Annotated in this window: 11 protein-coding genes and 1 riboswitch; of the genes, 1 reads left to right on the forward strand and 10 read right to left on the reverse strand. The window is 71.4% G+C overall.

The genetic code is table 11. From position 1 onward, the window contains the following. Positions 1–180: 180 nt before the first annotated feature. Positions 181–2,037, forward strand: coding sequence for an AAA family ATPase (locus ADL25_RS00250; protein WP_059125499.1), 1,857 nt, complete (start codon positions 181–183; stop codon positions 2,035–2,037). A 111-nt stretch (positions 2,038–2,148) separates the two neighbouring features. On the opposite strand, the gene ADL25_RS00255 is transcribed toward ADL25_RS00250, so the two are convergent. The 10 genes from ADL25_RS00255 to ADL25_RS00300 all read right to left on the reverse strand — a co-directional run bounded on the left by ADL25_RS00255 (position 2,149) and on the right by ADL25_RS00300 (position 11,645). Continuing rightward, positions 2,149–3,225: a hemolysin family protein gene (locus tag ADL25_RS00255; protein ID WP_059125500.1), complete on the reverse strand. Its 1,077-nt coding sequence runs from the start codon at positions 3,223–3,225 to the stop codon at positions 2,149–2,151. Next, positions 3,222–4,559 (reverse strand): hemolysin family protein, encoded by a 1,338-nt coding sequence (locus ADL25_RS00260; RefSeq protein WP_059125501.1) that lies wholly within the window; start codon positions 4,557–4,559, stop codon positions 3,222–3,224. Before ADL25_RS00260 ends, ADL25_RS00255 begins: the two co-directional genes overlap by 4 nt. A 223-nt stretch (positions 4,560–4,782) precedes the next feature. Then, on the reverse strand, positions 4,783–5,238 hold the full coding sequence (locus tag ADL25_RS00265) for a PH domain-containing protein (protein ID WP_059125502.1): 456 nt from the start codon (positions 5,236–5,238) through the stop codon (positions 4,783–4,785). Between the two features lie 14 nt (positions 5,239–5,252). Then, the gene (gene hisG / locus ADL25_RS00270; RefSeq protein WP_059125503.1) at positions 5,253–6,101 is read right to left on the reverse strand and encodes an ATP phosphoribosyltransferase; all 849 of its coding nucleotides are present in this window, start codon (positions 6,099–6,101) and stop codon (positions 5,253–5,255) included. A gap of 53 nt (positions 6,102–6,154) precedes the next feature. After that, positions 6,155–6,427, reverse strand: coding sequence for a phosphoribosyl-ATP diphosphatase (locus ADL25_RS00275; RefSeq protein WP_059125504.1), 273 nt, complete (start codon positions 6,425–6,427; stop codon positions 6,155–6,157). A 34-nt stretch (positions 6,428–6,461) separates the two neighbouring features. Continuing rightward, on the reverse strand, positions 6,462–6,947 hold the full coding sequence (gene ribH, locus ADL25_RS00280; protein ID WP_059125505.1) for a 6,7-dimethyl-8-ribityllumazine synthase: 486 nt from the start codon (positions 6,945–6,947) through the stop codon (positions 6,462–6,464). 19 nt (positions 6,948–6,966) lie between these two features. Continuing rightward, complete coding sequence (locus ADL25_RS00285) at positions 6,967–8,313, reverse strand: bifunctional 3,4-dihydroxy-2-butanone-4-phosphate synthase/GTP cyclohydrolase II (protein WP_059125506.1); 1,347 nt, start codon at positions 8,311–8,313, stop codon at positions 6,967–6,969. Beyond that, positions 8,310–8,954: a nicotinamide mononucleotide transporter family protein gene (locus tag ADL25_RS00290; protein WP_059125507.1), complete on the reverse strand. Its 645-nt coding sequence runs from the start codon at positions 8,952–8,954 to the stop codon at positions 8,310–8,312. The genes ADL25_RS00285 and ADL25_RS00290 overlap by 4 nt, the downstream gene beginning before the upstream one ends. Then, positions 8,951–9,553, reverse strand: a complete 603-nt coding sequence (locus ADL25_RS00295) for a riboflavin synthase (RefSeq protein ID WP_059125508.1) — start codon at positions 9,551–9,553, stop codon at positions 8,951–8,953. The genes ADL25_RS00290 and ADL25_RS00295 overlap by 4 nt, the downstream gene beginning before the upstream one ends. Before the next feature lie 149 nt (positions 9,554–9,702). Beyond that, a riboswitch (FMN riboswitch) is annotated at positions 9,703–9,833 on the reverse strand. 570 nt (positions 9,834–10,403) lie between these two features. Next, complete coding sequence (locus ADL25_RS00300; protein WP_059125509.1) at positions 10,404–11,645, reverse strand: ROK family transcriptional regulator; 1,242 nt, start codon at positions 11,643–11,645, stop codon at positions 10,404–10,406. Between the last annotated feature and the right edge of the window lies 1 nt (position 11,646).

The raw sequence follows: 11,646 nt of genomic DNA on the forward strand, positions 1-11,646 counted from the left end.
AACGGCTCGTGCGGCACCCTTCGGTACGCCGCTCCCCCGCAGGTACGATGCCTCTCGGTGCCACCGTCGGACAGTGCGCAACGTTGCAACTCCGGTCCGCGGCACAGCGGTTCGAGCAATGCGGCCGACGGGCACAGGCCCGGCGGCGAACCAACGGGGGCACGGTTTGTGGGGGACTTGATGGACTTCGGCTCGCGGGGCCCCGAGGCGCCGGCCGACCTCGCCTGGCTGCGAGGTGTCGACGCCTACACCATGGGCGCCTATCCACAGGCGGAGGAGGAGTTCCGCGCTGCGGTCCGCATGGATCCCGGGATGGCCGACGGCTGGCTCGGACTGCACGCGCTCCGCGTCGACACGACGACCGCGCTGCTGCGCATGTTCCGGCATCGCGACCGATTCGGGGAACAGCGCTCACGTCACCGGCGCACGCTCAACTCCTGGTACTGGCTGGGCTGGTGGGTGCAACCGGTGCTCGAGAACCCACGCGACCTGCTGCTCGCGCACGCCTCGCACTGGCTGGACGGCCGCCATGTGCCCGAACTGGACCGGGCCCTCGCCGGGCTGCCGCCCGTGGACGCCGACCCGCAGGTCCGCTTCCTGCACGCCTGCCGGGCCTACCTGGTCAAGGACTGGGAGCAGTTGGTCCGGCACACGGATCCGCTGATCGACGACCCCATGCTCGGCATCGAGGCCGGTCTGTTCGGGGGGATGGCCCGGGTGCGCCTCGAGATGTTCGGGCAGGCCGAGCCGCTGCTCTCCGCATCCCTGATGCGCTGCCGCAGCGAGCAGCCGCAGCGCAAGGAGCTGCGCTACTGGCTGGCCCGCGCACACGAGGGCACGGGACGTTCCGCCGCCGCCCTGCCCCTGTACCGGGCGGTGCACCGGGTGGACCCGGCCTTCATGGACACCTCGGCGCGGCTCGCGGCGATCGCCGAGGGCGACGGCTACGACGAGTCGACCGACCTGACTGCGCTGGCGTTCAGCGCCGGGGGCGACGTGCTGGAGGGACCGGACGGCCTCGATCCGCTGTTCGGCGCCGAGGGCCGGGACGTGAAGCTCTCGGACCCCGAACCGCCGACCGGCGGCCTGCCGGCCCAGGGCGACCTGGTGCGTGAGAAGGCCACCATGCCCTCGCCGCCGCTGCCGGCGGGGCCGACGGATCCGGCCCTGCTGGAGGAGGCACTCGCCGAGCTGGAGCGGATGGTGGGCCTCGAGCCGGTGAAGCGGCAGGTCAAGGCGCTGTCCGCGCAGCTGAACATGGCCCGGCTGCGGGCCGGCCAGGGATTGCCCGTGCAACCGCCCAAACGGCACTTCGTCTTCTCCGGTCCCTCGGGTACGGGCAAGACGACGGTGGCGCGGATCCTCGGCCGGGTCTTCTACGCCCTCGGCCTGCTCGGCGGCGACCATCTGGTGGAGGCACAGCGCGCCGACCTGGTCGGCGAGTACCTGGGCCAGACCGCGGTGAAGGCGAACGAACTGATCGACTCGGCGATCGGCGGAGTGCTGTTCGTCGACGAGGCGTACTCCCTGTCCAACTCGGGCTACGGCAAGGGCGACGCATACGGGGACGAGGCGCTGCAGGTGCTCCTGAAGCGCGCCGAGGACAACCGCGACCACCTGGTGGTGATCCTCGCCGGCTACCCCGAGGGCATGGACCGTCTGCTCGCCGCCAACCCCGGTCTGTCCTCCCGCTTCACCACCCGGGTCGACTTCCCCTCGTACCGCCCGCTGGAACTCACCGCGATCGGCGAGGTCCTCGCCGCGGAGAACGGCGACATGTGGGACGCGGAGGCACTGGACGAGCTCCGCTCGATCGCCGGTCACGTCGTGGACCAGGGCTGGATCGACGAACTCGGCAACGGCCGCTTCCTGCGGACGCTGTACGAGAAGAGCTGCGCGTACCGGGATCTGCGACTGAGCGGGTACCCCGGGATCCCGTCCCGGGACGACCTGTCGACGCTGCGGCTGCCCGATCTCATGCAGGCGTACGGAGAGGTCCTGTCGGGCCGCGGTCCCCAGGATCCACCGGGGTTGTGAGGAGCGCCGCAGGACCCGGCGCACCCGGCGACCGCGGGACGGAGTGGTGCCCCGGGGAAGTGTGCGGGGACACGTCACCCGCGCCCCGGTCGGGGCGCGGGTGAACCGCGATCAGCTCGCCACCGCCTCCCACTGCTCCGGTTCGGCCATCCGCGGCTGCGGCGGAGCCTCGCGATGCGCGGGGTCCCTGACCTCGCCCACCAGCAGCTCCAGGACGTCCTCCAGGGCGACCAGGCCCAGCACCCGGCCGGAGCCGTCGGCCACCTGGGCCAGGTGCGTGGCGGCCCGGCGCATCACCGTCAGGGCGTCGTCCAGGGGCAGCTCCGCCGCGAGCGTGGTCATCGGGCGCCAGAGCTGCTGGGGTACCGCCCTCTCGGACTCCTCCAGATCGAGGACGTCCTTCACATGCAGATAGCCCATGACGGCGCCGTTGGCCGCGACCACGGGGAAGCGCGAGTAGCCCGTGCGCGCGGTCAGGGCCACCACCTCCCCGGGGGTGACCGTGGGCTCGACGGTCACCAGGGACACCGGGTCCAGGAGCACGTCCGTCACCGGGCGCGAACCCAGCTCCAGCGCGTCCTCCAGCCGTTCCTGCTCCTCGGGATCGAGCAGTCCCGCCTGGCCCGAGTCCTCCACCAGCTGGTTGAGCTGCTCACTGGTGAAGACCGCCTCGACCTCGTCCTTCGGGTCCACCCGGAACAGCTTGAGGATCAGCTTGGCGCAGGCGCTCAGCGCGACCGTCACCGGACGGCACAGCCGCGCGAAGGCCACAAGACCCGGACTCAGCCACAGCGCGGCCTTCTCCGGTGCCGCCATCGCCAGGTTCTTCGGCACCATCTCGCCGATCACCAGGTGGAAGAAGACGACGGCCGCGAGTGCGACCACATAGCCGAGCGGATGCACCATCCCGTCGGGAATGTGCACCGCTTCGAACACCGGCTCGAGCAGATGTGCCACCGTCGGTTCGGCTACGGCGCCCAGTGTCAGCGAGCACAGGGTGATGCCGAACTGGGCCGCGGCCATCATCTGCGGCAGCCGCTCGAGCCCGTACAGCACCTGCCGGGCCCGTGCGGTCCCGAGCGGCTCGATCTGGCTGCGCCGCACCGACACGAGCGCGAACTCGGCGCCCACGAAGAACCCGTTCGCCAGCACCAGCAGTGCGGCGAACACGAGTTGCAGCACGCTCATCGCACCGCCTCCGCGACCGGCACGGGACTGTCCGCGAGCTTCACGAGCCTGACCCGCTCCGCGCGGTAGTGCCCCACCTGGCGCACCGTGAGCCGCCAGCCCGGCAGCTCGGCCCGGTCACCGGGGGCGGGGATCCGGCCGAGCAGATCGGCGACCAGTCCGGCCACTGTCTCGTACGGCCCCTCCGGTACGTCGAGGCCTATGCGCTGCAGGATGTCGACCCGGCAGCTGCCGTCTGCGTCCCAGGCGGGGCGCCCGTCCTCGGACGGCGCGACGGCGAGTTCGGGCAGGTCAAGCCCGTCGTGCTCGTCACGCACCTCGCCGACGAGCTCCTCGACGATGTCCTCGAGGGTGACCACGCCCGCCGTGCCGCCGTACTCGTCGACGACGACGGCGATGGGCTGCTCGCTGCGCAGCCGCCCGAGGAGGGGCTGGACTGGCAGCGTCTCCGGAACGAGCAGGGGCGCTTGGGCGATCCGGGTGACGGGCGTACGCAGCCGCTCGTGCGAGGGCACCGCGAGGGCGTCCTTCAGATGCACCATGCCGATGATCTCGTCGATCTTCTCCCGGTAGACGGGGAAGCGGGACAGACCGGTGGCACGGGTGAGATTGACCACGTCCTCCGCGGTGGCGGACGACTGCAGCGCACTCACCTTCACCCGGGGGGTCATCACATGCTGCGCGGTCAGCTCGCCCAGGGACAGCGTCCGTACGAACAGATCCGCGGTGTCCTGTTCCAGGGCACCGGCCTGAGCCGAGTGCCGGGCCAGGGAGACGAGCTCATCGGGGGTGCGGGCGGAGGCCAGCTCCTCGGCGGGCTCGACACCCAGGGCGCGCACCAGCCGGTTGGCGACCGCGTTGAGGGCCGCGATCACCGGCCGGAACAGCCGCGAGAAGTGGTGCTGCGGGCCGGCCACGAAACGGGCGACCTGGAGCGGCCGGGACACGGCCCAGTTCTTGGGCACGAGTTCGCCGATGACCATCTGCACGGCCGAGGCCAGCAGCATGCCCACCACCACGGCGACGCCGGAGACGGCACCCTCGGGGATGCCGAGCATGGTGAACGGGCCGCGCAGCAGTTCCGCCAGCGCGGGCTCGGCCAGCATGCCGACCACGAGTGAGGTGATGGTGATGCCGAGCTGGGTGCCGGAGAGCTGGAAGGACAGCTCCCTGAGCGACTCGACGACCGTGCGGGCCCTTCGGTCGCCCTCGGCCGCGGCCTTCTCGGCGTCGGGCCGCTCGACCGTCACGAGACCGAACTCGGCCGCGACGAAGAATCCGTTGGCCAGGATCAGGACAAACGCCGCTCCTAGGAGCAGCAAGGGGATGCTCATGATGCCGCCGCCTCCGCGTTCACGCGGACACGGTCCGCGCTATGTCGGCAGGGGGCGGCGCAGGTACTACAGGACGATCCGTCCATCGCCGGAGGGAGTCACTCCTCGGGTAGCAGGAAGCCCTGAGCACCGGGCGGAGCCTCAGGGGCGGAGGCGCCTCGGGGCGCCTCTGTCACCAGATTAGTCAAGACTCCGGCCGGTGCGGCAGGGCGGACGGCCCGAGTCAGCTGTGATGTCGTCCGGGATCGTCTGCGGAACGGGCCTCGGCGAGCGCGCGGAGCGTACGCGCGTCCGCGATCGCGCGCTCCTTGGCGATGCCCGGCTGGATGCCGAGGGCGGGCAGGCTGGTCCCGTCGCTCAGGTTGAGGAACACCCAGGGGTCGCCCGGGCGCAGGTTGACCTGCACGATCTCGGCCCAGTGCAGATGGCGGCTGCTGGCGATGTTGACGACGGTGACGCCGGACTCGTCCGCGACGACCTTGGGCCGGGCGAGCAGGAGGAGAACCCCGAACAGGAGGACCGCCGTCAGGATGAAGCTGAGGCGTTCCCCGGGGCTGAGCTGCTCCAGGAGCATGGCGACCGCGGTGATGACCACGAAGATCGCCACGCCGGCGCTCAGCAGCACGGCCCGGGTGTGTCCCGGCCGGAAGGTCACGGGAAGGGTGGGCAGGTCCGGCATCGTCGTACGGTTCCTCAGAGGCGGCAGGCGTGGATGGCCGTGGTCAGGATGGCACGGGCCCCGATGGCGTAGAGATCGTCCATGATCCGCTGCGCCTCCTTGGACGGGACCATCGCCCGCACGGCGACCCAGCCCTCGTTGTGCAGGGGCGAGACGGTCGGCGACTCCAGGCCGGGGGTGAGCGCGACGGCCTTCTCGAGCTGCTCGACGCGGCAGTCGTAGTCCATCATCACGTACGTCCGGGCCACCAGGACGCCCTGCAGACGACGCAGGAACTGCTGGACCTTCGGCTCCTCGACGTCGGCGCCGGTCCGGCGGACGACGATGGCCTCGGACTTCATGATCGGCTCGCCGATGACCTCGAGACCCGCGTTGCGCAGCGAGGTGCCGGTCTCGACCACGTCCGCGATGACCTCGGCGACGCCGAGCTCGATGGCGGTCTCGACGGCGCCGTCCAGGTGGACGACGGAGGCGTCGACGCCCTTGTCGGCGAGGTGCTTGGCGACGATCCCCTCGTAGGAGGTGGCGACCGTCCTGCCCGCGAGGTCCTCTACGCCGCCGGCCGTGCCGGGCTTGGTGGCGAAGCGGAAGGTGGAGCGGGCGAAGCCGAGCGGCAGGATCTCCTCGGCGTTGGCGCCCGAGTCGATGAGCAGGTCGCGGCCGGTGATGCCGATGTCGAGCCGGCCGGAGGAGACGTAGATCGCGATGTCGCGGGGGCGGAGGTAGAAGAACTCCACCTCGTTCTCCGGGTCGACGATCCGGAGCTCCTTCGACTCCCTGCGCTGCTGGTAGCCGGCCTCATGCAGCATGTCCGCCGCAGGGCCGGACAGGGAACCCTTGTTCGGGACGGCGATGCGCAGCATGAGGTCGGCTTCCTTCGTTCGTGCGTGGGGTGTGCGGATGTTCGGTATACGACTCAGAGGTGGGCGTACACCTCGTCCAGGGAGATCCCCCGGGCCACCATCATCACCTGGACGTGGTAGAGCAGCTGGGAGATCTCCTCGGCGGCCGCCTCCTTGCCCTCGTACTCGGCGGCCATCCAGACCTCGGCGGCCTCCTCGACGACCTTCTTGCCGATGGCATGGACGCCCTTGCCGACCAATTCGGCGGTGCGGGAGCTGGCGGGATCGCCGTGGGCGGCCTTGTGCTGGAGCTCGGTGAAGAGCTCCTCGAACGTCTTCTTGGACATGGTGGTCCTCACCCTACGCGCTCCGGACCGTGCCTCAGTGCCAGGGTTCGGATACCGAGCGCAGCGTGGCGGCCGTCGACACCGCCGCCGTCACGGCCTCGTGCCCCTTGTCCTCGTTGGAGCCCTCCAGGCCGGCACGGTCCAGAGCCTGCTCCTCGGTGTCACAGGTGAGGACACCGAAGCCGACGGGGACACCGGTCTCGATGGAGACCTGGGTCAGGCCCTGGGTGACCCCCTGGCACACATAGTCGAAGTGGGGGGTGCCACCGCGGATCACCACCCCGAGGGCCACGATCGCGTCGTAGCCTCGGCCCGCGAGCACCTTGGCGGCTACCGGGAGCTCGAAGCTGCCCGGGACCCGCAACAGGGTCGGCTCGTCGATCCCCAACTCGTGCAGGGCGCGCAGTGCGCCGTCCACCAGTCCGTCCATCACCTTGTCGTGCCACTGTGCCGCGATGACGGCGACCCGCAGATCGCTCGCGTTGCGTACGGACAGTACCGGTGCACCCTTGCCGCTCACGTCTCTCCTCAGTGCTCTCTTACTGGTTGCCGCAGGCGGACACGGCGTTCGTGTCCAGCCAGGGCAGGTCGTGCCCCATCCGGTCCCGCTTGGTGCGCAGGTAGCGGATGTTGTACTCGCCCGCCTGCACGGGCATCGGCTCACGCCGGGTGACCCCGAGGCCGTGCCGGAGCAGGGCCTCGGTCTTGTCGGGGTTGTTCGTCATCAGGCGCACGCTGCGCACGCCGAGGTCGGCCAGGATCCTGGCGCCGGCGGCGTAGTCGCGGGCGTCCGCGGGAAGGCCCAGCTCGAGGTTGGCGTCCAGGGTGTCGCGACCGCGCTCCTGGAGTTCGTACGCGCGCAGCTTGGACATCAGCCCGATGCCGCGCCCCTCGTGGCCGCGCAGATAGACCACCACTCCCCTGCCTTCCGCCTGGATGCGCTCCAGAGAGGCCTCCAACTGGGGGCCGCAGTCGCAGCGCAGAGAGTGGAACACGTCTCCGGTGAGGCATTCGGAGTGCACGCGGACCAGGACGTCCTCGCCGTCGCCGATCTCGCCGCGGACGAGGGCGATGTGCTCCACGCCGTCCGCGGGCGACCGGTAGCCGTAGGCGGTGAACTCGCCGAAGCGGGTGGGCAGGTGAACCTCGGCCTCACGGCGGACGGCGGGCTCGGACGGGGGCGCGTCCTGTGCCCCGGGGTCCTCCGCCCCGAGGGGGGCCGAGAGTTTGGGCGAGCGCCGGTAGGCGACCAGGTCCTCGATGGAGACGATCGTCAGCCCGTGCTTGCGGGCGAACGGGACGAGCTCCGGCAGCCGCAGCATGTGGCCGTCCTCGCCGGCGATCTCCACGATCGCACCGGCGGGCCGCAGCCCCGCGAGCCGTGCGAGGTCGACGGCGGCCTCGGTGTGGCCGTTGCGGACGAGCACACCGCCGGGCCTGGCCCGCAGCGGGAAGATGTGACCCGGGCGGACGAAGTCGCCGGGTCCCGCCTCTCCGCCGGCGAGCAGGCGCAGCGTGGTGGCCCGGTCGGACGCGGAGATGCCGGTGGTCACCCCGTGGGCACCGCCGGCGTCGACGGACACAGTGAACGCGGTGCGCATCGACTCGGTGTTGTTGTCGACCATCTGCGGGAGCTCGAGGCGGTCGAGTTCCTCGCCCTCCATGGGCGCGCAGATCAGACCGCGGCACTCGCTCATCATGAAGGCGACGATCTCGGGCGTGACCTTCTCGGCGGCGATGACCAGGTCGCCCTCGTTCTCCCGGTCCTCGTCGTCGACGACCACGACCGGCCGGCCGGCCGCGATGTCGGCGATGGCCTGCTCGATCGGATCGAGCGCGAAGTCCTCGACGTTGTCCGTGCTGTACAGGATCGGCGCGGTGCTCATGCCGCGGCTCCTTCCAGGAGGGGCTGCCCCGCCCTGCGGGAGCGCAGCCACCAGTCGCGCAGGCCCCACAGGACGAGCGCGCCGTAGATGACGTAGACGAAACCGGAGAATGCGAAGCCGTTGGCGAAGTTGAGCGGGACACCGACGGCGTCCACGAGCAGCCAGGCGAGCCAGAACTCGACCATGCCGCGTGCCTGGGCGTACATGGCGACGATCGTGCCGACGAAGATGTAGGCGTCCGGCCACGGGTCCCACGACAACGACGGGTACGCGGTGAACAGGCCGGCCACCGCGAGCGTGCCCACGGCGGCGGCGCCGAGCAGGATCCCACGCTCGCGCCAGGTGGCGAACCGCACCGCGATGTGGCCGTCGTCCGCCCGCCCCCTGCCGCGGTTCCACTGCCACCAGCCGTAGACGGCGACGACCATGACGACGACCTGCTTGCCGGCACTGCCGGAGAGGTGGGCCGTGGCGAAGGCGGCGAAGAGGACGAGGCCGGACAGGAACTGCACCGGCCAACTCCACAGGGAGCGGCGCCAGCCGAAGGCGAGGCCGATCAGACCGATCACGTTGCCGATCATGTCCGACCACTTGATGTGCTGGCCGAAGAGCGTGAACGCCTCCGAGTTGAGCCAGTTCACTCGGAGGCCCCCTGCCCGGCCAGCAGGCGCTCCACGTACTTGGCGATGACGTCGACCTCGAGGTTGACCGGATCGCCGGGCTGCTTGATGCCGAGCGTGGTCAGGGCGAGGGTCGTCGGGATGAGGCTGACGGTGAAGCGGTCGGCGCCGACCTCCACGACGGTGAGGCTGATGCCGTCCACGGTGATGGAGCCCTTCTCGACCACATAGCGGGCGAGCTCCGCCGGGAGCGAGACGGTGACGAGCTCCCAGTTCTCGGAGGGCTTGCGCTCGAGAACCGTGCCGGTGCCGTCGACGTGGCCCTGCACGATGTGCCCGCCCAGCCGCGCACCGACGGCGGTGGGGCGTTCGAGGTTCACGCGGGAGCCGACCGCGAGGGCGCCGAGGCTGGAGCGGTTGAGGGTCTCCGCCATGACGTCGGCGGTGAACTCGTCGCCCTCGTGCTCCACGACGGTGAGACAGACTCCGTTGACCGCGATGGAGTCACCGTGCTGCGCACCTTCGGTGACGACGGGTCCACGGAGCCGGAAGCGGGAGGAGTCGCCGAGATTCTCGACGGCGGTGACCTCACCCAGCTCTTCGACGATTCCGGTGAACACTTCCCGGGTCCTCCTGCCACGTTCGGGCACGGACTCCGGGGACTGTCGAGGACGACAGCGGACCGCGGTCGGGATCACCGGGACGACGCCGGACGGAGTTCGCCCCTCGGGGCGACCCGAATACGGCGGCGCGCACGAATGCCCGCCCGCCGCGCACTGCCTCCCATCCGGACTTTAACCGTCGGTCCAGGAATTCCACCTGGTCAACCGGCCGCTGGAAGCGACCGGGTCGCGGACTATAACCGCCGGTTCGGACTTTCACCGACCCCGGAGTGCGCTGCTTCTGGTACAGCAAACAGTGTGCCACGCCGGGTCGAGCGCCAAGCGGGTGAACCGCTGTGTGGTGGCTCACAGGTTCACATATCGGACTTCCCGGCCCGCCGCGCGGCACCCGAACCCATCACCCGGCAGCACAACGCCTGGTGGGGCATGGACAGTTGGCGACTGGTCCATACCTATTGACCGGTCTGGTCCAGTCCTCCTAGGGTCGGCGATCCCGGCGCTGTGCGCCGTCCACGAGCGGTCCGGCGGCGGTGACGGAGGCCCTTGCCCCGCCGCCGGGCCTCCGTCCATGGTCCGGACGCCGGGGCCGTGGCCCTCGCAGGCACGGCCCCCGACGGGCTGCCCGGCCGAGCGCGGACGGGCCGGACCCGGTCGGGCTCCGGTGCATCGCCCGGCGACGCGGCCGCGACCGCACCCTGAACGTGCCGCTGGCGGGCGGGACCTACCGTGCATTCCGCTCGGGCGGCCATCTCACCCCCGAACGGGCGGTGGGGAAGGCGAGGTTCGAGCAGCACCTCGCGCAGCGGTTCGAAGGCGGCGGACTCGGCCGACCGCACGGAGGCGCCCGCTATCTCTCCGGGGGCGCGAAGAGTTCGTCCTGTGCGCCGTCCCGCGCGGTCAGCAACGCACCGCGCAGTACGGCGCCCCCTCCGAGGACGCCTGCGCGCACCTCGGTGACCAGCGGCGACATACGTGCGAGCCGCGCCTCGACAAGACCGGCGAGCACGGCCCCGCCCGCCTGTCCGACCTCGCCGCCGAGCACCACGCACCCGGGATCGAGGATGGCGGCGAGGGATGCGGCGCCGATCGCGAGCCGGTCGGCGAGGGCGTCGAGGAAGCGCCCCGCCTGCTCGGGTCCCGCCTCCGACGGCGGCGGCGCGGCGGCGGTTCCGGCCGTCGCCCCGCCCCCGGCGACCGCCTCCACGGCCCGCCGGACGAGCACCGCCGCCTGCGGCTCACCCCCCGTGTCCGCGGTGAACAGCCCATGCTCCCCGGCCAGTCGGGTGATGGCCCCCGACCCCGCCAGGGAGTGGAAGCCGCCGTCGCAGTCCGTCGCGGACGGCAGCGTCCTGGTGCCGGGGACCGGCAGGAAGCCGATCTCGCCGGTGCCGCCGGAGGCCCCGCGGCGCAGCGCTCCGTCCAGGACCACGGCCGCGCCCGTGCCGAGTCCCAGCCACAGCAGCACAAAGGTGTCCCGGCCGCGCGCCGCGCCCTCGCGCTGCTCGGCCAGGGCGGCGAGGTTGGTCTCGTTCTCCACGATCACGCGCGCGGGCAGCCGCTCATGGAGCGCGGTGACCAGCCGGCGGTGCCATTCCGGCAGGCCGCTGGAATCACGGAGTTCGCCGGTGGCGGGGTCGATCAGGCCGGGTGCTCCGATCCCGACCGTGTGGAGCGGCGCGGCACCCGCCTCCTTCGCCGTGCGCTCCACCACGGCCACGGCCTGCTCGACCGCGGGTCCCGTCCCCATGTCGCCGCCGATAGGCACCGACGCCTCGGCGAGCACCCCGCCGAGCAGATCCGCGACGAGGACGGCGACGCCCTCGGTGCGCACGTCGAGGGCCGCGAGACGGGCGCGGTCGGCGACGATCCCGTACAGCCGGGCGTTCGGACCGCGCCGCTGCTCGCCCGACTCCCCCACCACCGCCACCAGCCCGGCCTCGGTGAGCCGCTCGACGAGGTCGGCGACCGTGGGCCGGGACAGTCCGGTGAGCTGTTTCAACTGCCCTGCCGTCAGGGGGCCTTGCTCCTGCAGCAGCCGCAGGGCCAGCCGGTCGTTGATGGCCCGGGCGGTGCTAGGAGATGCAGGCATG

This window comes from Streptomyces sp. NRRL F-5122, assembly GCF_001507435.1.
Lineage (GTDB): Bacteria > Actinomycetota > Actinomycetes > Streptomycetales > Streptomycetaceae > Streptomyces > Streptomyces lannensis.